The sequence below is a fragment of the Clostridioides sp. ES-S-0005-03 genome, assembly GCF_020658455.1.
Lineage (GTDB): Bacteria > Bacillota > Clostridia > Peptostreptococcales > Peptostreptococcaceae > Clostridioides.
The window spans coordinates 60917-84309 of the sequence record NZ_JACVWI010000004.1; the positions used below are offsets into that span (position 1 = coordinate 60917).

At 27.7% G+C, this 23393-nt stretch carries 24 protein-coding genes and 1 riboswitch; all 24 genes read right to left on the reverse strand.

What is annotated here, in order from left to right; translation table 11 throughout:
* Positions 1 to 741: a FliH/SctL family protein gene (locus IC218_RS15440; protein ID WP_227824826.1), complete on the reverse strand. Its 741-nt coding sequence runs from the start codon at positions 739 to 741 to the stop codon at positions 1 to 3.
* Complete coding sequence (fliG, locus tag IC218_RS15445; RefSeq protein WP_227824827.1) at positions 725 to 1795, reverse strand: flagellar motor switch protein FliG; 1071 nt, start codon at positions 1793 to 1795, stop codon at positions 725 to 727. The genes IC218_RS15440 and fliG overlap by 17 nt, the downstream gene beginning before the upstream one ends.
* Positions 1796 to 1807: 12 nt before the next feature.
* Positions 1808 to 3358: a flagellar basal-body MS-ring/collar protein FliF gene (gene fliF, locus IC218_RS15450; protein ID WP_227824828.1), complete on the reverse strand. Its 1551-nt coding sequence runs from the start codon at positions 3356 to 3358 to the stop codon at positions 1808 to 1810.
* Between the two features lie 24 nt (positions 3359 to 3382).
* Positions 3383 to 3700, reverse strand: coding sequence for a flagellar hook-basal body complex protein FliE (gene fliE, locus IC218_RS15455; RefSeq protein ID WP_227824829.1), 318 nt, complete (start codon positions 3698 to 3700; stop codon positions 3383 to 3385).
* 9 nt (positions 3701 to 3709) lie between these two features.
* Positions 3710 to 4114, reverse strand: coding sequence for a flagellar basal body rod protein FlgC (gene flgC / locus IC218_RS15460; protein WP_038811378.1), 405 nt, complete (start codon positions 4112 to 4114; stop codon positions 3710 to 3712).
* 7 nt (positions 4115 to 4121) lie between these two features.
* Positions 4122 to 4439 carry a flagellar basal body rod protein FlgB gene (gene flgB / locus IC218_RS15465; protein WP_227434666.1) on the reverse strand — a complete coding sequence of 106 codons (318 nt, stop codon included), beginning with the start codon at positions 4437 to 4439 and terminating at the stop codon, positions 4122 to 4124.
* A 404-nt stretch (positions 4440 to 4843) separates the two neighbouring features.
* A riboswitch (cyclic di-GMP riboswitch) is annotated at positions 4844 to 4934 on the reverse strand.
* Positions 4935 to 5242: 308 nt separating this feature from the next.
* The gene (locus IC218_RS15470) at positions 5243 to 6334 is read right to left on the reverse strand and encodes a DegT/DnrJ/EryC1/StrS family aminotransferase (RefSeq protein ID WP_227824830.1); all 1092 of its coding nucleotides are present in this window, start codon (positions 6332 to 6334) and stop codon (positions 5243 to 5245) included.
* 81 nt (positions 6335 to 6415) lie between these two features.
* Positions 6416 to 6823 carry a sugar 3,4-ketoisomerase gene (locus IC218_RS15475; RefSeq protein ID WP_227824831.1) on the reverse strand — a complete coding sequence of 136 codons (408 nt, stop codon included), beginning with the start codon at positions 6821 to 6823 and terminating at the stop codon, positions 6416 to 6418.
* A gap of 89 nt (positions 6824 to 6912) precedes the next feature.
* The gene (locus tag IC218_RS15480) at positions 6913 to 7857 is read right to left on the reverse strand and encodes an ornithine cyclodeaminase (RefSeq protein WP_227824832.1); all 945 of its coding nucleotides are present in this window, start codon (positions 7855 to 7857) and stop codon (positions 6913 to 6915) included.
* A 19-nt stretch (positions 7858 to 7876) separates the two neighbouring features.
* A complete protein-coding gene (locus tag IC218_RS15485) occupies positions 7877 to 9109 on the reverse strand; it encodes an ATP-grasp domain-containing protein (protein ID WP_227824833.1) in 1233 nt (410 codons plus the stop codon).
* A 91-nt stretch (positions 9110 to 9200) separates the two neighbouring features.
* Positions 9201 to 10196 carry a peptidoglycan bridge formation glycyltransferase FemA/FemB family protein gene (locus IC218_RS15490; protein ID WP_227824834.1) on the reverse strand — a complete coding sequence of 332 codons (996 nt, stop codon included), beginning with the start codon at positions 10194 to 10196 and terminating at the stop codon, positions 9201 to 9203.
* Positions 10197 to 10204: 8 nt separating this feature from the next.
* Complete coding sequence (locus IC218_RS15495; protein WP_227824835.1) at positions 10205 to 12319, reverse strand: glycosyltransferase family protein; 2115 nt, start codon at positions 12317 to 12319, stop codon at positions 10205 to 10207.
* Positions 12312 to 14192, reverse strand: coding sequence for a bifunctional glycosyltransferase family 2 protein/class I SAM-dependent methyltransferase (locus IC218_RS15500; protein WP_227824836.1), 1881 nt, complete (start codon positions 14190 to 14192; stop codon positions 12312 to 12314). The genes IC218_RS15495 and IC218_RS15500 overlap by 8 nt, the downstream gene beginning before the upstream one ends.
* A 24-nt stretch (positions 14193 to 14216) precedes the next feature.
* Positions 14217 to 16358, reverse strand: coding sequence for a glycosyltransferase (locus tag IC218_RS15505; RefSeq protein WP_227824837.1), 2142 nt, complete (start codon positions 16356 to 16358; stop codon positions 14217 to 14219).
* A gap of 91 nt (positions 16359 to 16449) precedes the next feature.
* Entirely contained in the window at positions 16450 to 17322 is an 873-nt protein-coding gene (locus tag IC218_RS15510) for a flagellin (RefSeq protein ID WP_227824838.1), read from the reverse strand.
* A 102-nt stretch (positions 17323 to 17424) separates the two neighbouring features.
* Positions 17425 to 17760: a flagellar protein FliT gene (locus IC218_RS15515; protein ID WP_227824839.1), complete on the reverse strand. Its 336-nt coding sequence runs from the start codon at positions 17758 to 17760 to the stop codon at positions 17425 to 17427.
* A gap of 2 nt (positions 17761 to 17762) precedes the next feature.
* Positions 17763 to 19286: a flagellar filament capping protein FliD gene (gene fliD / locus IC218_RS15520; protein WP_227824840.1), complete on the reverse strand. Its 1524-nt coding sequence runs from the start codon at positions 19284 to 19286 to the stop codon at positions 17763 to 17765.
* Between the two features lie 22 nt (positions 19287 to 19308).
* Positions 19309 to 19665 carry a flagellar export chaperone FliS gene (gene fliS, locus IC218_RS15525; RefSeq protein ID WP_227824841.1) on the reverse strand — a complete coding sequence of 119 codons (357 nt, stop codon included), beginning with the start codon at positions 19663 to 19665 and terminating at the stop codon, positions 19309 to 19311.
* A complete protein-coding gene (fliS, locus tag IC218_RS15530) occupies positions 19665 to 20060 on the reverse strand; it encodes a flagellar export chaperone FliS (RefSeq protein WP_227434652.1) in 396 nt (131 codons plus the stop codon). The genes fliS (IC218_RS15525) and fliS (IC218_RS15530) overlap by 1 nt, the downstream gene beginning before the upstream one ends.
* Positions 20061 to 20081: 21 nt before the next feature.
* Positions 20082 to 20294, reverse strand: a complete 213-nt coding sequence (csrA, locus tag IC218_RS15535; protein ID WP_095892764.1) for a carbon storage regulator CsrA — start codon at positions 20292 to 20294, stop codon at positions 20082 to 20084.
* Positions 20288 to 20680: a flagellar assembly protein FliW gene (gene fliW / locus IC218_RS15540; RefSeq protein WP_227824842.1), complete on the reverse strand. Its 393-nt coding sequence runs from the start codon at positions 20678 to 20680 to the stop codon at positions 20288 to 20290. The genes csrA and fliW overlap by 7 nt, the downstream gene beginning before the upstream one ends.
* Before the next feature lie 15 nt (positions 20681 to 20695).
* Positions 20696 to 21628, reverse strand: coding sequence for a flagellar hook-associated protein FlgL (gene flgL, locus IC218_RS15545; protein ID WP_227824843.1), 933 nt, complete (start codon positions 21626 to 21628; stop codon positions 20696 to 20698).
* 18 nt (positions 21629 to 21646) lie between these two features.
* Positions 21647 to 22957: a flagellar hook-associated protein FlgK gene (gene flgK / locus IC218_RS15550; protein WP_227434649.1), complete on the reverse strand. Its 1311-nt coding sequence runs from the start codon at positions 22955 to 22957 to the stop codon at positions 21647 to 21649.
* A gap of 17 nt (positions 22958 to 22974) precedes the next feature.
* On the reverse strand, positions 22975 to 23391 hold the full coding sequence (locus IC218_RS15555; protein WP_227824844.1) for a flagellar protein FlgN: 417 nt from the start codon (positions 23389 to 23391) through the stop codon (positions 22975 to 22977).
* Between the last annotated feature and the right edge of the window lie 2 nt (positions 23392 to 23393).

Genomic DNA, 23393 nt, shown 5'->3' on the forward strand with positions numbered 1-23393 from the left:
TTATTCACCAAGCAATTCTTCTTTTAGTTTTTCCATAGCACAATCAATACCAACTATTATTCTTCCATTTTCCTTTTGTATAATAGCATTTCCTTTATCTATACTATCATCTGCGATAACAAATACACTTGATTTTAATGATGTTTCTTCTTTAAATAATTCAAACTCTTTCTCTATATTGTCTTTATAGAAAGAATTACATCTTACTATGAATGAACTACTTCCTTCATAATCTTGAATAATTTGTTTTAACAAATCGCTCATAGAGTCTTCATCTTCAAAGTGATTTTTTAGCACAGAACTAGCCATATTAATAGCAAGTCTTATAATCTCTTTATTTTTTTCTTTTATGTACTCAGTCATTTTCTCATTAGCTTGTAATAAGATTAAATTTGCCTGATTTCTTATAGAATCTGCTTCATCTTTAGCTTTTTGGGTATACTCATTATACGACTCTTTATATCCATCCTCATATCCATTTTTCTGGCCTTGACTATATCCTTTTTCATATGCTTGCTTTTCTATATTTTGTGCGTTTATTTTTGCTTCTTCCAATATCTCATTCTTTTTTATCTCAGCAGATTCTATAGCTTCTTTTATTACTTCATCTCTAAATCTACAATCATTATCCTCGTTTATATTTGATTCTCCCAATCTAGCTTTATCTATTATAGATAAGTCCAGCACTCCTTTATATGATGCTTTTTTACTTTTAATAATTTTATTATTCAACAAAGTCATCACCAAAATTCCTTACAATAGTTATGGCACCTTCTCTTTCAAGTTTCCTTACAATACTTACTATTTTTTGTTGAGCACCTTCAACCTGAGTAACCTTTATGACACCAACCATTTCCATTTCTTCTTTAAGTGCTTCTGCTGCTCTAGAAGATTGGTTTCTATATATAGCATCTGATATTTCATCATCCACACCTTTTAAAGCATATACTAAATCCTTCATAGTTACTTCTTTCAGTACTTTCTGTATGCTTATATCATCTAACTTGACAATATCTTCAAATACAAATATATTAGATTTAATTTGAGCTGCTAAGGCTGGGTCTTTTTCTTCAATAGTATTCAAAATATTCTTTTCTGTTTTTCTATCAGAATTAAGTAATATTTGAACTAATGTAGCTATTCCTCCATAGTCTTTAAAATCTTCACCACTTATTGAATGCAATTTATCCTCTAATGAGCTTTCAATTACACTTATAACATCTGGAGATATTGAACCCATTGAACTTATTCTCATAGCTACTTCATTTTGTAAATCAAAATCTAAATAAGCTAAAACTTCTGCACCATTTTCAGGTTCCATATGTGCAAGTAAAATGGCTATAGTCTGTGCACTTTCATTTCTAAGTATTTCTAATATCTTCTTTACATCTAGTTTTATAATATGTTTAAAAGGTTTTGTACTTGTATCTATTGATATACCTTCAAGTAATTTACTTGCTTTGGCATTTCCCAGAGCATTACTTAACAATTCTTTGGCATATTCAAGCCCGCCTTCTATAACATAATCTTTCGCTTTATTTATTTCTACAAACTCTTTTAATATTTCTCTTCTTTCTTTTGAAGCTATTGAAGAAATATTTGCAATTTCCAAACCTATTTTTTGAACTTGTTTATCTGGTAGACTTTTTATTATATCACTAGCCACAGTTGGACCTAATGTCATTAACAGTACAGCGGCTTTTTTTAAACCTTCACCTTCTACCTTCTCTTTCTTATCATTTTCACTTATATCACTTAAATCAAACGCATTAACATTTGTAATTTCCGCGGACACTTTCTATCCCCCTTACTCATTTAACCAAGTTTTTATTATCTCTGTGACTTGGTCTGGTTTTTCTTCTGCATACATTTTAACAGCTTCCTCTAATGTCAATTCTGGGTCATCCCCTAATAGAGGATTGTCTTTCTTATCAATAGAATTAGAATTAGCACTATAAACTTCATCTTCATAATCCATATCTTCTTGTTCGCTTCTCTTTTTATATATCAAGTATCCAATAACACCTACTGCAACAACTGCTATTACTCCAACAACTGCTTTTATTATATTGTTTTTGAATCCTTCTTTTTTAATATCTTCCATTTCTTGTTTAGCTTCTGCCTTACCTTTAGGGTCAAATACCATTGAAACAACGCTAAGAGTATCTCCCCTAGCTCCATCCATGCCTATAGCATTATTAACAATATCTTCCACATCAGCTTGAACACCTTTAGCTATTTTTCCATCTATAGCAACAGAAGCTGTCAATCTTTTAAGTTCTCCAGGCGCAACTATAGTGTGAGTTTCAATCTTACCTGTTTCATATTCAAAACTCTCATCCAAACTATCTTCTGTATTGGTACCATTTTTATTTCCTTGGTTATTCATATTAGCATCTACACCTTGGACATTATTTGTAGCAGATTTAGATGAATTTTTTGACCTTGTTTCCTTTATAGCAACTTTATCAGGGTCAATTTTTATTTCAGTTTTTTCAGCTGTATCAAAACTCAAATCAGCATTTACTGTAGCTTTTACTTTTCCTGTACCAAATATTGGTTCTAACATATCTAAAATAGATTTTTCTAATTGTTTATTCAGTGCCTGCTCAGATGCCTTATTTTTATCAATACTAATAGCACCATTTATCGGTTGATTGTTTTCATCAACTTCTTCATTATCTAAGATGCCTTCAGATAATAAGTTCATTTTGTTATCAATAACTTGAACATTTTTCTCTGGTATATTTGTAACACTTCCTGATACAAGTGCCATAACAGATTTTATTTGATTCTTCTCTAAAGTAGTCCCTGGCTTTAGCATCAAATAAACTGCTGCGCTCCCTGGAACAGCCTCCTTCTCAAATACAGAAGATTCACCAAATGTTATATGTACTCTAGTATCTTCCACCTGAGGAAAACTCTTAATTGTTTTTTCTATTTCTCCTTGTATCATTCGTTGCTTCTTAATTTGAAACTCTTCATCAGTAAGACCTATTGATGAACTATCATCCATAAGTGCAAATCCTTTAGAACCACTTGTCAAACTTGGAGCTAACTCTAATCTCAACTTATCAACTTCTGTTCTAGGAACATAAATTGTACTTCCTTTTACCTTGGTATCTATCTTTCTAGACTCTAATTCTGCTGATATATCTGCAGCATCTTGAACATCTAGTTCTGAAAATAAGACTGCATACTTATTTTTGCTTGCAGATATTGCTGTAAATACTAGCGCTAAACATATAGCAACAATCCCTATACCTAATGCTATCTTAGTTCCCTTTTTTAGAGAACTTATTTTTGTCCTAGATTTAGCAACTTGCTCCTTAATCTTATTTTTAAAACTGGCTATCATTGATTATTACTCCTGTTCAAAAGGCTAAATTTGTACTTTATTCATTTCTTGATATGCATCATGAATCTTATTTCTAACTTCTATTAAATATTGCATAGATAGTTGTGCTTCTTGACCTCTTAACATGACTTCATGCATAGAAACATCTTCGCCTTTTATAAATTTTTCTTTCATATCATCTGCTGTCGCTTGTTGAAAATTAACCTTATCTATAGTATCCTTTATTACATCTTCAAAATTCTTTTTTTCTTCTTTATTGTTAGTATTTAATGGTTTAATGCCTCCAATTAAGTTATCTAACTGTGTACCTTGCACTATGTTGTTAATCTGTGTAATTGGCATAAATTATCCCTACTTTCCTATTTCCAGTGCTTTTGCTATCATAGACTTCTGAGCATTTAATGTATCTATATTAGACTCATATGCTCGTGAAGCTGTTATTAAATCTGTCATTTCAACCAATATATTTACATTTGGATATTCTACGTATCCATTTGGCTTTGCATCTGGATGAGATGGGTCATATACTTCTTTAAGAGGTGATTTATCATCTTCAACAGATGTGACTTTTACTCCTAGCATACCTAATTTGTTATCATAATTTTCTTCAAAGGAAACAATTTTTCTTCTGTATGCTTCCCCATTTGGACCTCTTGTAGCGTTTATGTTAGCTACATTAGATGATATGATATCCATTTTCAAGCTTTCTGCTGTTAAACCACTCGCAGAGATCTCCATTCCACTGAACACACTCATCTTCTAATTACCTCCCACTTATTATTGATTTAGTCATTGCTATTTTACCATTTGCAAAACCTATCAAAGCATTGTATTGTAATGTTGTCATTGCTTGGTTTACTTTTTCTTCTTCTATATCTACATTATTACCATCCACTCTTAATCCTTTGGAATTATCTGTTTTTTCTTCTATTTTTGGCATGGCATCATTTAATGTTTCTTCAAAGGTTACGTAATGTTTTTTGTAACCTTCAGTATTTATATTTGCTATATTATTCGCTATTGCCTGACTTCTTAGATTAGTTGCATCTAATCCCATTTTTATAATGTCATATGTATTCATACTCACTCCTCCTTAAAATATATTTATCTACTATATTTAGTGATTAAAGTTGAAGTTGCTATATTACAAAAAATGACTTCTTTACCCATCTAAATTTATTACATTTCTATTATATTCAATATAACGATTTATTTTTTAGTAATAAAACAAATCTTTTTTTAATTAACCTCAATGAAAATAAAAAAAAATTTTAATATGTATTTAAATATTTCTACATAAAGTTGCTCTTTTTTGTAAAATAGCAACTTTTCTAGATAGTGCAGTTTTATTTTTACTTATACTTGGTAAAATATGTTAAAATTTATATTTTCTACTGTAATAAAGTGAACTTTAGCAACAAAATGACTGCCAAAAAGGCAGTCATTTTCGACTAATTCTACATATACAGTATACTTAGGATTCTTTTTGGCAACTGGCTGACATAGTTCGTATATACAAACCTTAGCCCCTATAGCTTTGCGTCACTAGATTTATCTAGTTTTGCCTATTTAGTTTTAATTTAAGTATACAATAAATAACAATTTTTTTAAATATTTTTTTTATGTATACTTAAACATTTTATTTTAAAAACTTAGTTATTATTAATTATACAGATTATAAATACTATATTCTACAATTTTATAATAAATTATCTGAAAATATTTTTATTTTAGAAAAATATAAGACAAATCTCATCTTTATTGTATATTTTTCTATATATTTCAATTTTATTTATATAATATATCAATATCTAAAAATATTAATTAACGAATCTTAAATAAACTATACACAAAAAATTTATTTATGGTATTATTACAATTCATTTAATATTCATTTATAATTTTAATTACATAGCTAACTTCTTCATCTTTCATACCAACAAATAAAGGTATACTAACAACTTTATTCGAATAATTCTCAGCTATATTAAAACTTCCCTTTTTATATCCCAAATAAGAATATGCTTCAGATAAATGAGGTGGTATAGGATAATGTATTATAGACTCTATACCATTTTTCTTTAAGTATTTCATAAATGTCTCTCGTTTTTCAACTTGTAAAACAAATAAATGCCATACATGTGTACAGTTCTTTTCTATTTTTGGAAGTATAACTTTTGAATTGTTAATTTCATTAAGATATCTATGTACGATTTTTGACTTTTCATTTTCAATTTCATTAAGATATTTAAGTTTTACTCTTAACAAACCTGCCTGAATTTCATCCAATCTTGAATTATATCCAACAAATTTATTATAATATCTCTTTTCTGAACCATAATTTCTAAACACTTTCACTTTATCAGCTATTTCTTTATTATTCGTTACTATAGCACCTGCATCTCCAAATGCACCTAAATTTTTACTTGGATAAAAGCTAAAACATCCTACATCTCCAAATGTCCCTGTCATTTTTCCATCATATTTAGCTCCATGAGATTGAGCACAATCTTCAATTAAATACAAATTATATTTTTTACACAATTCTTGTATCTCTTTCATTTTACTTGCCTGACCATATAAATGTACTACTAATATAGCTTTTGTCTTACTATTTATCTTTTTTTCTATCTTAGATGAGTCTATATTATAATACTCGTTAGGTTCTACAAATACTGGTTTAGCTCCATTTATACTTATTCCCATGACACTAGCAATATATGTATTTGATTGCACTATTACTTCATCGCCTTTACCTATCCCTAATGCTCTAAATGCAATTATCAGTGAATCTAAACCACTAGCTAAACCTACACAATATTTGCTACCTACATATCTAGCAAATTCTTCTTCAAAGTACTTTACTTCATTTCCAAGGATATAATATCCACTTTCCATTACATCCATAACCTTCTTTTCATATTCTTCTTTATGGATTTTAAATTGTTCTAATAAATTATTAAACTTAACTAACATAAAGTTACATCCTTATCTATCTATTATCTATGTGGCTATGCTAAATTCATTTAATTAATAAGATATCTGTATGCATAGTAACTAGATAATATCTATGTATTTTAAAAACTCTTCATAATCTCTGATATAATCATCTTCATTATAGTATTCAGAAGCTATTGAAATTAAAACAGTTTTCTCATCAAAATCAAACATTTCATGCCATACCCCTGGTCCTATATACAGTCCCACATCATTTCTATTTAGAACAATGGTTGTATCTCTCACACCATCAAAACATCTTATCTTAACACTTCCATTTAGGCAAACTAACACTTGCTTTAAAGTTTTATGAGCATGAAAACCTCTCCTTACACGATGTGGTACATCATATATGTAATACACTCTCTTTATATCAAAAGGTATAGCCTTATTTGATTCTAATGCAATTAAACTTCCTACGTCCTCACTTCCAATAGATTCAAACTTAATTAAATTGTACTTTTCCATAAATGTCCCTACCCTGTTTATAATAACTTTTTAATAAGATATTACTTCATATTTTAATTTACAATAAATTCTCGTTAATAAAAAATATACTACATCCAATATTTGTCCTTTGGCTCTTTTAAGTCTATATCCTCACAATTTAGAGTTTCACATAATTCATAGATTTTACTTGCAAATAATATATCATGTATTGATAGGCCTATATTGTAAGACACTATTCTCTCGTCATCAATTTCTCTTCCTTGTGCTTGTTTACTTAAAACATCATGAAATTCACATGAATACTTGTATTTATCTATATTTTCTAGATGTTTCAAATGATTATAATCGTCTAAATATACTTTATCAAATAAATAATCTACATTTCCAAAGCCCATAACATGTACAGGTAATAGTAAAGCACCTTTTTTAAACCATTCAAATTCTGAAAGGTATTCATCTGTATACGTAACAGTTGAAATTACCACATCTGAATCCACAATAAGTTCTTTATGTGTATCACATATCTTAAAACTAAACTGGTCATTATCCTTATATTTTTGTACAAACGACTCTGCTTGGTCTTTATATCTAAGCAACTTTACATTTATATTCCTATTTTTAAGGGTATACAAAAGCATATTCATTATAGAAGAAGCAGTTACTCCTAACCCCATAATAGCAATAGTATTAAAGTCTTTTTTAGCAAAAGTATCAATCGCGAGAGCAGCCACAGCAGCAGTCCTAAAGGCTGTAATATAATTACCATCTAAAATAGCCTTTAGCTTAGCATTCTTCATATCATATAGAAATATATCTGAATTTAAACTTGGATTTCTTCCTGGTAATCTTGTAACCATTTTTATTCCACCAATCATATGATTATGATTTAAAGATGGCATTACATTGTAAAATACATGCCCTTGTTCTACCATACTTATTTTTGGTGGTAATTGACAATCTTTTTTTGTTAAAAATGATTCTTTTATCCACTCATATCCTTGCTTCTGAGATATATTCAATGACATAATTTGTTCATGAGTTATTAACTTCATATCTACCATACTCCCTTATTTAAAAATTTTCTATCATATTCTCATTATTCTCATCAAGTATTTCTATCATTTCATGAATATATTTCTTCTTTATATTTGCATCAAATATATTATTTGCTATTCCATAAATCCTTCCACAATCCTGTCTCTCATCCTCATATAATCCTATTGTATCTCCGTCTTTTACTAGTAATAGAAATTGAGTTACATAATCTAATTTTTCTATTTTATCTATATTATTTATCGTCTTTATTGTTCCAGGCCTTATGTATATTGGTAATGCGTATGCACACTTTGATAAATGCATATTATATTTTTTTATTTCATTAAAATCGATGTCATTATTCACACTAAAATTTGCAAATAGCCTTCCTATATCTAAATCTGTTATCTGTGAAATTGCTAAATAATCACATCCTCCAGGTAATCTTGGCATAACTTCAGATACCTTTATTCCATCTGCCCCCACTAGCATCTGAACATAAAGAGGTCCATTCTTTATATTAAAAGCCTCTGTTATCTTTTGATATATCGATTTTATTTCTTCTTCATACTGAAAACAATACTTTGATGGATATAGTAATCTGTTTGGCTTTCCAGCTCTCCCTACATGTATATTTACAAGTTCTCTATCTCCGATATAAAATACATGTGACTCTCCATTGTGGACCCAAGCTAGTCCTTGTATTTCCTCACTTTCATAAAATTCTTCAATTATTACTTTTCCATCTTGTGAAATTTCCCTAGAATATTTAAATTTTTCTATTAATTCCTCTCTATTTGATACAAAATATACACCTCTTGAACCATAACCATCAACAGGTTTTATTACAAGCGGAAAATTTAACCCTTGTATTTTTTCTAAATCTTTTAAACTTTCAAGAATACAATAATCAGTTGTAGGTATTCCATTGTTTTTAAAATATTTTTTCATAACAGCCTTATTAGTTACAGACTCAAGTTGATTGCAAGAAATCACACATGGTAAATTTAATTCATTTGCAATATAAACATATGGTTTCATTAAAGAATCTGTAAATCCAGTCAAAATTCCATCTATCTTTTTATCTATGGCTATATTTTTTATTTTATCAAAATCAAATACATCAACATCTATTGCTTCATCACAAACTTTTTTTGCAGGAGTATCAATTCTATTATCACAAACAATTGTGTATATTCCTTCTTTTTTAGCTGACATAACAATATTCTCAAAATACTTAATTGAGCCTAAAATCATTAATCTTTTCATATACAAACCTTCTTTATAAGTTAATTATTTTTATGTAAAATTATAATACTAGATATTTACTATATTCTATAAACTCTATAAATCATAATTATCACTTATTTATACTTTTATAGTATGTTCTGTTACAAATTGCACTCGATCCAAAACCTTCTTTAAATGTAGCTAGACCTTCATCTAAATATTTTCCTCTATTTAGAGTACTAATTCCAAAAGAAAGATACTTAAAATTTCTCTCTAAGGCATTTTTTATTAGATTATAGTATAAAAATATCATTGGATAATATTTATTATACTTTGAGTTTGATGCTAGATATTGAGTATGATAAACTCTTTCTTGAAAGTTAAATACCATACTTCCACAAATCATAATGTCATCAATATATACTGCATAAAATTCCACAATATCTCTTAATCTATTATTTTTAAACTCCAAAAGTTCTTCTATTGAATGTATTACTTTAGCTCCTTTACTATCTAAACAATTAGAAAGTAAATCAAAAAAATATACTATATCTTTATCACCATGTAGTCTTTTAAAGGTAAGATTGTTCTTTAAAGAATATTTAAAATATCTTCTTTTACTATATCTAAAATTGGCTAATATATCTTCTTTATACTTATTCAACTCTAAAAACATATTTAGTTCATCATAAAACATGTAATTATTCTTAAATAGAAAATACTCTAGTAATGAAGTATCTTCCTTACAAAATATTCTTGATGTATTTTTTAAATATACTTTATTAAAATTTTGTTCTTGTAAATACATTTCCAACTCATTTGTAATGGCATTTACATGCCTAATATCATTAAAACCACTTCTTATTATAATGCCCCCAAAGGTGCTTCCTAAATGAGAAAAAAATATTTTTTCACCATTTTCATAAATTTCACATGCAGGCACAACTGCGAGTATTTCTTTACCTTTATATATTACTAATGAGTGGTCAGAGAATTTTCCCTCTTTATGATAATTAAGGAAATTTCTAGTTTGCAGAAATGTACCATTTATAGATTTATTTTCTACAAAATAATCCCAGTTCTTTTCACAACTTTTTTCAAATTTATTAATATGAATATTGTTCATTTTATCACCTATAACATTTTTTTATTTTCTACCATATAACCATATAAAGCTACAAAAAATTGATAATCTTCGATTTCATCATTTTTATGTAAATCATACTTAACTTTATGATAATTAGCCTCACTGTATATTTTGTCTATATAGTTTTTTATTTCAACACAATGTTTATTCATAACAAAATGTTTTATTTCTAATTGTTTTTCTTTTAGATCATTCCTATCAAATTCATTAGCATTGTATCTTTTTATCATATCTACAACCTCTTTGATATTGTTATAATCAAATTTATCTATAAAATCCCACATATTTGTGAAAATTGGTGAAACTTCATTTTTAAATTTAACAGGAATTAAACCATATAAAATTGCATCTAATTTTGAAGTATGGCTTCCTACCATAAAAGATTCTAAATATATGTCTGAAATTCTGTAGAAATCATCTATATTCTTCGCAGTCCCAAAGCATAGAATTCTATTATTTGTAACATTACTTAGAGTTTTCCAATAGATATTATCTGTATCAACTCCTACAACAATAATAATTGTATTATCTGTATTTTCAATTAATGTCTTAGCAATCTTAAAGTAATTAATATCATTTACACTATTGTATTTTCTTTCATTAGCAATAGTTAATATTATTGTCACATCATCATCCAAATTATATTGCTTTCTAATTTTAGATTTTGAAAAAACTTCTTTTTCTATTAATGGAATTGGCAATATTTCAGATTTATCTACACCTCTTTTATTCAAAGTAATTGATTGACTAACTTCGCTAAAATCAATAACAATATCTGCAGTACTTGCTCCTAACCAAAAAGTACTATCATAATGATTAACATGTAAAATAGGTATTTTTCCATCAATTCCAAAAGCAACAACTGGTATTGTATCCCACATATGAACATATAAAACAACTATATCAGCCCAATCATAGGCTATTGTTCTTAAAGCCATAGCTCTTTTTAAATAATCATCTGAGACTGAATCCAAAGATATAATTTCACCACCACTCTCATCTGTTGCTTTTAATAACCAATCTGGCAATGTCTCTGATTGCCATGTAGTTATAATTGAATGAACAGAATCTTTGTCACTTTCAATCCAATTTTTAACCACTCTTGTATGACCTCCTGTTGAATACCCCTCACTTAAAACATGTAATACCTTTCTTCTTTTTAAATCTTTTTTCGTAAATAACTTTATATTTTCTACATCAGGTAAATTATTGGCACATTCTAACAATGCTCTTTCGCATTTTTCACAAGAATACAAACCAGTATGATTAAAAACAGAAAAACGAGCAATTTTAGAAACAATGTCTAAAACAGCATTATAGTTCTTTAATTTTAATTGTTGCTCAATTCCTTCTTTTAAACACTCTGTTACATACTTGTTTTTATTAAGTATAGTACAGGCCTTATCTTTATCAAATTCATAAAAATCTTCTCTTTCTAAATCAAGTTTTATGTACTCTTTTACAAATTTTAGTCTATATTCATCATAGCCATTACTTATATTTGCTATCCCAGAGTCATGCATGCACCAAGGTTTATCTTGTTTTGGTATAATAACCTTGTAGTTATTTTGATTGAATTCCATACTTTGTGACAAATCATAAAAATGCCATCCATCAAATTTATCTTCTCTCCATAATATATCATACTGAGTAATCATAATTAATCCATCTATAGCCATGACTGTATCAAAATCTCCTTCAAAGCTATTAAATTCATAAATATCCATTCTACCTGTATGACTATCATATACTTTCCCCACTTTATTATTAGAATCCCACCAAACTCCACTTACAGGTATGTCTTTCACTCCAGCTACACCAATCATTCCTACATCAATATTTTTATTAAATATATCTAAAATATCATATATAAAGTTTTTATTAATTATAAATGTATCTTGATGTAAATATATCTTATATTTAGCATCTACTTCTCTCATAGCTTTATTATAAGCAGATGAAATTGAATTAGCTCCTCTCAAAGCAATTGTTTCTATACTAAAATCTTTTGGAATATCTAGACTATTTATATATACAAGACATTCCTCATAAAGTCTTTCATCATTTACACAGGTTATAAAACATATCTTTTCATTATTCATATTTCTTTCTTCCTTCAATAAAATAAAGTATATCTTGTATATCACTTTCACTCTGTACTTTCTCACTACTATTCTTAATTAAGTCATAAGCAATTTCAAATTCTTTTAAATCACACAATACAGTAGTTATATTGTATATTGTGTCAATGTTATCTCTATCTATATTTAAAGCCATCATAAACATACTTATACTAAAATCACCCAAACCTCTATTAAATGCCTCAGCACCCAATCTATTTAGTATAGTTGTCTTATTTATTGAAAACATATCAACTAAATATTCAATATCATCAATAAAACATTGTTCAGTTATATTATAATTATCAAATATATAACTTAAATTATCATCCACATCTAACTCATTATCAATTCTCATTAAAGCATATTTTAAATTAACCATACTAACGCTAGAATATCTTCTAGTATCTACACAGTTAGAAGCTTTTACTATATATTGATAACACTCATATTGTCCTCTCATATTTTCATGGCTTTCTTTACACATTGTATCGATGAATCTATTATCATCCTCTGAAAGCCTCATTCTAGTAGCATGAACACTATCTATTGTGTAATTACTATCATTAAACATTCTTATTATCTCATTTAATGTAAAAAATCTTAAGTGAGTCCTATCCAAAATTCCTGAATCAGTATATGTAAAATTACCTTGTACAAGGTTTCTTAAAACGGATACATGCATAATATTTGGTATACTTGATATCAAATGACCATCCTTCTTTAGATATCTTTTTAGGTCATTGACTATCTTCCATGGATTAACTAAATGTTCAAGTACATCTCCCAATATTATATAATCGAAGAAATTTTTATTATAATCTAATTGTATTTTTTCTATGTCTGCTATAAGTACCTCTCCAGTGTTTTTTGCTAATTTACCTGCTGATTCACTTATTTCTATTCCATATATGGATGAATTTTTATATATATTTTTTATTTCTAAAAGAGTAGCTCCTACACCACAACCTATTTCTAAAACATTGATATTTTTCTCTACATTACAATCTATTTCAGAAATTAAGTCAGTTCGTATCATTCCACTGTATTCTGGATTAAAGCCCCATTTAGTCTCAAATTTTCTTCTATTAATATCCATTATGTCTGTGTACTTATTACGATTTTCTTTAAAAGATACACTTCCAAAATGGTGTATAAAAGTATCCTGGCATAATAATAATTTGTATCCTTCTTCTAACATTCTAAAAGATAAATCATCATCTTCAAAATTTCCAGGTGTAAATAGCTCATCTAAAACACCTACATTGTCTACTACAGATTTCTTTATTAACATACAGAAACCAACTAATTTAACTCTATATTTCCATGAATTGATGTTAGATTTATTTATTTTTTGTGCAAATATAAACATATCCTCAATTGATTTGTAATCCACATCAATTTGTTGATAATATGAGCATGCATTTGTTATTGGACCCACAGCTCCTATATTATCTTGTGACCATAAAGCTTTATTCAAATTATAAAGCCAATTAGGAGTAACTATTACATCATTATTTAATAATAATATGTTTTCACCCTTAGCTAACTCAATACCTTGGTTGCACCCCTTCGGAAATCCTAAGTTTTTATTGTTATATACAGATTTTATATCAGATTGCTCTTTTAACCAAGCCACTGTTTCATCTGAAGAGTTATTATCAATTATTATTATTTCATATTTATTTTTTGGCGTAAATTTTCTAATACTTTCAATGCATAATTTGGTATATTCTATTTGATTATATGTCAATATTATTATACTTGTAAATTTTATATCTTCATTTGCAAACGCATATTGCCAATCTTTTATTATATTTTTAGATTCTTCATTAACGGTTATTGGTATGCTCATTCTCTAAGTCTCCTATTTTTAAATTTATTTTAAACTTTTTAGGTATTCTATATTATATATAGTATCCTCATTTTCTACATCTAATGATAACGCCTTTTTTAACATAAAATCAGCTTTTTCAAGTTTATTTTCAAACATATATAAAATCCCTTTTATATTTAAAATTTTGACATCATCTACAAATGTTTTTGAATAGTCTTCTACCAATAATTTTGCATCATTTATTTTGCCATTTTCAATCATATTTTCTATACTAATAATAAAGCTATCTCTTAATTCTTTAAATTCTTGACTTTCTTTTATATTTTCTTCTAATTCATTTATAAGTATTTTTATTATTTTGTTATAAAAAGGATATTCATTTAGTAATTTACTCATATTATTTATATATTCTAATTTTTCATTAGCATCATTTATTTTGTTCTTAGTATCAAGTAGATTCTTAAATGCTATAGTAAATTTATCTAAATCATTACACACAAACTTTATTAATTCAAAATCACTTAGATTACTATATATATATTTTATGTATTTATAAGAGTACATTATATAAAGATAAAAAATATCCTTATACTTTTCATCACTTAAACTAATATTTTCTAAAACTACTTTCGATATAACTTTATATACTCTTATCTTTTCTATTTCTGATGTGTTTGGACGACTAATTATGTACTTATATAATTCTAAATTAAAACTTCTTTCCAATGCTAAAAGATATTTTAGATATTTCTCTATCCAAACATATTCCATATCATAAAAAATATCTAGTAAATCAATTTTTTCTTCAAAAGCTATTTTTATAATACATGCATAAATTATTTCTTTCTCTTCATTTAGTATTTCTTTGCATGTATCTACAGATACATGTTTATTTATTCTTATCTGATTTAAAAGTCCATAATTACCTTCAATATCACAAAAGCTTTTATATACAGCCTCTTTTTCATCATCTTTTATATTATTTATAAATTCTTCTATATTTCTATAAAAACTATTTCTTTCAACTTTAGAATTTGGAATTTCCTTATAATAGTTTTTTATATCTTCAAATCTATTCAATTTATATAAGGACATAAATAAGCTAAAATACACATTCTTCTTTTTTTCTATATCTTCAATATTATTGTATTCTGAGACTAGAGACTCATATTTTTCAAGTTTATAATAGACTTTTATCAGTGTAATAACAGCTTCATCTCTAAGCCCTACAGTATCAGTATCAGAAAATAGACTATTTGCTTGTGTACTTATTTCATAATTATCCAATAAATAAAGATATCTTTTATACGAATCTATACTATTCTCATATTTACCTAAATCCACTTGTGCTTGTGCAATATAATAATATATATCAATATTATTCATGTCTTTCTTAATATACTTTAAACATAATTTTTCACACTTCTTATGTTTTCCTAAATATAAATATGTTTTTACAAGGCTTGTTATCAAGTAACCAGGTGCCGATTCTAGTTTAGAGTATAATTCATAAGACTTCTCAAGATAATCTAAAGCCTCTTGATATTTTCCTAATATAATAAAATTTTTCCCTAATTGATAATTTATATATGGAGAGTTCTCATTCTCTTTTAACTCTTCAAATAATAATTTTTCATTTCTTTTTACTTTGTTTAACCTTATTTCTTCATCTTCAAACAAATATCCATAATGTTCAAAGTCAGCAACATTATTAAATATAGGATTTTTGTACATTGGTTGTTCATGCACTTTACCATGGTATTTAAAATCAACGTTTTTAAAAAGTCTCAGTACTGAACAATATCCATATGATTTTTTATCATATGAGTAAAGATTTTTTAATTGTATAGAGGCAGAGTTAAATTTTTTATAAAGCCCATCTTTAAAAAACCTTACAATAGTTGAAGAATCAATTAATATTTCATCTGCATCTAATATAAGTAACCATTCACCCTTGGCATAGGATATTGATATGTTTCTCATACTAGAAAAATCATTATTCCAATTATGAAAATATACATTTTCTGTGTATTTTCTAGATATTTTTATAGTATCATCTGTAGAACCTGTATCAATTATTATAAGTTCACTATCTATAGAATCTCTTAATTTGGTTAATGATTTTAAAGTTTTTTCAAGTATCTTCTCTTCATTTTTGACAATCATAACTATACTAAGTAACATATATATTTTCCTTTCAAAGCTATATTTTCTAAAAAAGAAAAGAGTAAAGCAAAGCCCTACTCTTCTTCTCTATCCAATATACAAAATTATTTTATCCTAATAATTGTAAAACTCCTTGTGGCTGTTGATTAGCTTGAGCAAGCATTGATTGTGATGCTTGAACTAATATATTCATTTTAGATAAGTTAACCATTTCTGAAGCGACATCTGTATCTCTTATTCTTGATTCAGCTGCTGTAACATTTTCTACAGTATTATTTAAGTTGTTTTGAGTTGATTCTAGTCTGTTTTGTTGTGCCCCTAATTTTGCTCTTGATGTATTTAGTTCTTTAAGAGCTACATCTAAGCTAGATACCATTTGTTTAGCTGCATCTGTTCCAGAAGCTCCATCCACATTCATACTTGCTATTGTAGAACTTGTTATTCCAGCTTTGCTCATTATACTTGCAGTATTTACTAATGCAACTTTTATTTCATTGTTGTTATTAGTTGTACCTGCAACATTTGTTCCATAATTAGCTCCAACTTGTAATCTTATCTCTGTTGAACTTCCATCAAGTAACTTCTTACCATTAAACTCTATTGCACTTGATATTCTTTCAACTTCGTCTTTTAGTTGTGATAACTCATCTGCTATCTTTTGTCTTTCTTCAACAGTATTAGTTTCATTCGAAGATTGTAATGATAAAGTTCTCATTCTTTGTAATATGTTTCCAGTTTCTTCTAATGCACCCTCTGCTGTTTGTACAACAGATATACCATCTTGAACGTTTCTTCCTGCTTGGTCTAAGCCTTTTATTTGAGCTCTCATTTTCTCAGATATTGCAAGTCCTGCAGCATCATCAGCGGCTCTCTTTATTCTAACTCCAGAAGATAACTTCTCCATAGATTTACTTTGTGCACTTACATTTCTTCCCATTTGATTGTTTGCTATTAAAGCACTTACATTTGTATTAACTCTCATTATTTTACCCTCCTTAGTATAGTTGACATCCTTGTCATTTCTACTTTTAACTTTTTTATATTAATTCTTCATTTATATAATCGGACAAGCTAATCTATAACTTTATACTTTTTTATTAAAAATATTTACTTTTTCTCTATTTAAGCTATAATACATTGTGTTTACTTGTTTAGTAAGCTTGTACTCATGTAATTCTTTTTTTACTTCTGACAATTGTTCTTGTAAAGAGTTTCTTATTCTATTATCAATTGCAATTAATTCCATATCATTATAAAACTGTATGAAGTCATTTTTATCCACTTCACTTATACTGTTTATAATATTTTGTCTCTCATTTAATCTATTACTTATATTTTCATACTCCTCTTTTTCAATCAACGTTATAATTTGTAAAGATATATCTTTATATAATTTTATTTTTTCTTCTAATTTATCCATAACTAATTACCTTGTGCTTGTGAGAAATAGTTCATTTGGGAATTATATTGATTTAATAAAGACTCCAAAGCTGAATATTTAGCATAAAGTCTTTTTTCTTTATCATTCATTTTGTCAACTAGTCTATTTATATTTCTTTCCTGCTCTGCAATTTGTTTTGAATATACATTATCACTAGCGGAAGCAGTTTTCTCTATACCTGCTTTTTTAGTCAATTTAGAAACTGAACTTCCAGCATAATCATATACAATATCTTTCAGCTTTTCAAACATTCCTTTATCATCATAATTTGAAGAATAACCTGCTAGTTTCTCGTACACTCTATCACTATCATCTATAAGAGCCTTTGAAAAAGCATCTGCATCAAATGATATTTGACCTTTTTTGTTGTAATTTTCACTTTCATTAATTCCTAATTTTCTTAAATCAATAATATTTTTTCCATCTCCAAAAAATGCAGATCTAATATCTTCAACAAAAGCTCTTAACTCATCATCATTTCTAAGTATACCTTCTTTAGCTTTCTTTTCCCATTTTTCTATTTCTTCAGTTGTCATATCTTCTTTTTGGTCATCTGTAAGAGGCGGATAATCTTTTGGTTTTTTGGTAGTAACTAAACTATAGACCTTGTCCATCAATTTATTATAATCATCCACAAATGCCTTCATATTTTTAGTAGCTTCTTCAGTGTCAGTAACAGAAGTCAGCTTTGCAGTTCCTTTTGAATTTACATTATAGTCAATATTATCTATATTAAATGAATTCTGTTCTTTACTTATATGTGTTACTCTTCCATGCTCATCAGTTACATCAGCTTCTAGATTTTTTCCATATATACTTGCCACTTTATTCCCACCAGAATCAGTTGCAAATGTGATACCATTATCATCAGCAATTTGCTGAGCTAAATTGTCATTTCCATTTACTTTTAAATCAATGTCTGATGAAGAACCAGTCTGTTTTCTTGAAATAATCAATTCACCTGTCATCTCGCTATAAGAAGCCTTTATATCGCTATCTGCACAAAGTGAGTTTATCCTGCTTACAATAGTACTTGTAGTATCTTGTTCAGATATTGGTATATTTACACCACCTATAGTTAAAGAACTAGCTCCACTAGCATTTGGTGGAAATTGTTGAACAATAGGATCACTTGAGTTTAATTTAATAGCCAATTTTGCTGGTTCAGCCATTTGAGAAACAGCAAATTGGTAATTTATTTTATTTGCACCAGCTGAACCTTTTGCTACTATAATACTTTCATCAGAACTATTTATTCTTGTAGCAGAGTATGAGTTTTTACTTATTATACTGTCAGGAGAATCTATACTTAGATACTTAGCATAAAGATCTTTTGATTCTTGTATAATATTTCTATATATTTCTTGTTTCCATTTAACGATTTGTTGATCCTGCTTTGCTTTATCAACTTTTTCCTTATCTCTAATCATACTAGCTTCTATTATACCTTCCATATCAAAATTTCCTGAAAGGCCTGTAACTCTTATAGGACTTATACTTGACATATATTTATCCCCCCATCTGTAATTATACTTCTAATTTACTATAAACTTCATGCCATGTATCTCTAATCTGTTCTACTATTGGCAATACGTCATCAATTATTTTAATCTCCTTATTTACATCAGCTCTTATTAATTCAGCTTTTATAAACTCATAAACCTTATACATATCTTCTGCCCATTGTCCTGCATTTTGGTCTAATGTAGTCATTAATTCTGTAAATATATTTTGAACTCTCACAAGTTCACTATGTGCTTTCAAATAATCCTTATTTAAAAGTGCTACTCTTGATATATTAGTATATTCTACTGTACCATCTACAAGCATTAATAGTAGTTCTTCTTTTGATAACTCATTTAGTTTATCTAAATTTAAATTCATTATTTATACCTACTTCTTTCTTCTTTGCTTTTTTTATCAGCTTCATGCCATGTATCTTTAATTTGCTCTATTACAGGTAACACATTATCTATTATCTGAATGTCTTTTCTAATATTGGCTCTTGAAAGTTCATATCTTACAAAATCATAAACTTTGTACATATCTTTTGCCCATTGTCCTGCATTTTGGTCCAATGTAACCATCAATTCTGTAAATATATCCTGTACTCTTATAAGCTCTCTATGTGCTCTTTGTGTATTTTTATCTACAATAGCTCCTCTGGCTATTTTTGTATATTTTACTGCCCCATCAACAAGCATAAGCAACAATTGTTCCTTTGATGCCATAAAAACAGCATTTTGCTTATAAGAACTATAAGGGTTTTCTCCATACATATATTACTTCCTCCAAGAATTTTATTTTAATGATTTTAAAATTTTTATATTTTTATTTGTAGCCTTTATATTTTCACTCTTTACTTTCTCATATATTTCTTTTCTTAGTATATTTATATTGTTAGGAGCTGATATGGCTAGTTTGACATTATTTCCATCTACTCCTACAACTTTGACTTCTATGTTCTCTCCTATAAGTACTGCTTCATCTTTTTTCCTTGAAATGACTAGCATCCACCATCACCTCTCAGTAATGGATGCCTTATTGAATATTTCTCATCCTGTAAAATTATTTGCATTCCAAAATTATTTCTTACATTTATTACTATAGGAGCTTTCATGTTCACAGTTGATTCTTCAAGCGTCTGTCCAAGAGTGATTATGTTCAATAACATAATATCATTTGGAGATTTCACTTCTAGTTTTTCAATTGTATCCTGATTTAGGACTATCTCATATTCTTTAATAATTTCAAATGGGGATACAACAATAAATCCTATACAATCTTCCTCAGTAGAATTAAACTCTTTTAAAATATCATTATTTTCTATATCTAAAAGCTTGTATTCTCTTAAATTTTCAAATCCTAGTATCCCTTTTTTTAATGTAACCTTCATCATATCTGCGTTATTTTACTATATGTAATCTAATATAGATACATTAAATAACTTTCCTCCTGTTTGTAGTGAAGCTTGATAAGTTAATTCTGCTGCCTTTAATTGAACAAGTTTTTCTCCATAATCTATTTCTTCATTTTGTGACAGAATATCCTTTAACTGTATCAAACTATCATCATTTTTTTCCTTCATAGCCTCTACTGTATTTGCTTTTGTACCATATATAGACCTAACATTCACTGTATTTTCTATTAGTTGTTCCATGTCACCTAAACAAGTTGTTGTCAGATCTTTTATAGCATCCGCATCTGGATTTGCTAATTTTTTTGATATATTATTTAACTCTTTAAAGGGATCAGCCTGTGTTGGGTCAAATCCAAGACTACTCAATTTAACGTTATAATCTACACTTATCCCTTGAGCTATATCCATACTCAAAGAGTCATTTAATTTATTAAGATTTAGACTAGAATTAAACTTTAAACTCACTGAACCGTCAGCATTATCTATACATTCAACAGGTGGTACACCTGTATTTGAACCTGAAAATATATATTTTCCTTCATGTGTTGCATTTAAAACATTTGCAATTTCTTTCATTTTTTCATTAGTTTCATTACTAAGAGTCTTTAGCTCATCATCTGAATATGCACCATCACCACTTGCCACCAAAGTTTTCTTTATATCTGATAATAATTTCCCAAGCTGATCTAATGCGGTATCAGTAGTTTCTAACCAATCTCCTGTATCTTTACAATTCTCAACATAAGTCTCCATAGTTTTTATTTCACTTTTTGAGTTCAATATTTTTATTGCTTTATATGGATTATCGGATAGTTTGTTTATTTCTTTTGTTGTATTAACTTGTCTATTAACCTTATCTAATCTTTGTAGATTATCTTGTAGCGAGTTTAGATAACTGCTAGACATCATACCTGTACTAACTCTCATTATAAATTCCCCCTTCTATTAAATTATTCCATTTATTACAACATCCAATAGTTGCACAGCTGTGGACATAACTTTTGCACTGGCTTGATAAGAACGCTGTACTTTTATAAGTTCTGTCATTTCTTCATCTAAGGATACTCCTGAAACACTCATTCGAGAGCTATCAATATTATTTATAATTTTACGTTGATTCACTTCATCTTGATTTACTTTTTTAGAATCTAAACCTACTGATTCTGCAAAAGCTTTATAGTGGTCACTTATTGTACTTACTTTTCCACCAACTACCCCAATATCTATTTTTTCATCCTTTAATTTAGCAATCTTTGAAGCCTCATCAGCAGTAAGCTTTAATTCATTTGGATTACTCTTTATAGCTGGATTTACCTTTATGATATCTTCACCAGCTACATTTGAAGTTACAAAAAAATCTCTTACTGTTATTCCTGCAGATGTATTATAAACATCATTTATCTGTTTAGCTAATCCATCAGATACATCTTTTAAATCGCTTTTATATGTATCAATCTTACCATGCATTTCAAACAGCCCTTGTAAAGTTCCTGATACACCTGTTTTCCAAGTTCCATCTGGATTTTTTAATTCATTAAGTTCTAATTTACCATCTGCAAGCATATTTTTAACATCACCATTTTCAAGGTCTAATTTAAAACTTAAGTCATCTAATATTCTATCTCTTTCATCAAGTAAATCATTTGGAGTAGAACCTGAGCCAGATATAACATCAATAGATTTATTCAAATCTTCAAGACTTTTTAACATATCATTTATCTGTTTTATTTCAGAGTTTATATTATCATCTATATCTCCTTTTAACTTATCAAGCTTCTTATAACTTTCACTTATTAAAGTTGCTAAATTTGATGCATTTTCTACCACGAGACTTTTTTTACTGTCACTATTTATATCTTTTGCTAATGATTCCCATCCTTTAAAAAAGTCATCTATACCTGCAGATATTCCATAATCTGATGGTTCATTTATTATAGTTTCTATAGTATTATAATAGTCATACTTTGAAACTGTCTTACCATATTTATGGGCTTCTGCTCTAAATTGATAATCATAAAAACTATTTCTAGCTCTTGTTACATCTGTTACATGTACACCTGTACCTAATTGACCTCTCCCAATTGCATTGTTCAAGCTAGGCATATACATAGGGCTATTTGTGGCAAATTCTGTTCTTTGCCTAGAATAACCTTCTGTATCTAGATTACTTATATTATGAGAAATCGTCTGTATTGCTTTTTGATGTGCATTCATTCCTGAATTGGCTGTATTTAAAATGGAAAATAATCCTGCCATATTTTTCCTCCTAATATCTATTTTCTAATATTTCCATAAGAATTATAAGTTGTAGTTTGTTTGTCCATTGGTTTTATAAAATTAATCATCTTTTTTGTAAAAATAAGTTCTTTCTTTATTAGAGAATCATTCGATTCTTGTTGATTTTTAGCTAAAGCAATAATGTGCTTTAAATCTGTATATATTTCTTTTAAATATTCATCATTACTATTTTCAACAACTTCACTCATTGAAATATCATCACTAAAAAGTTGTCTTCTCTTTATCTCTATAGATGCAAGTTCTCTACTAATATCTTCTAATTTAGGATTTAATCCATTTAAATTTTCTATATCTTTTACAACTATATAGTCAAATTGCTCTTTTAATAATTCCATCATATTACTAAGTATCTTTTTTTCTTCATATATTATAACTTTTAAGTCTGTAATCATGA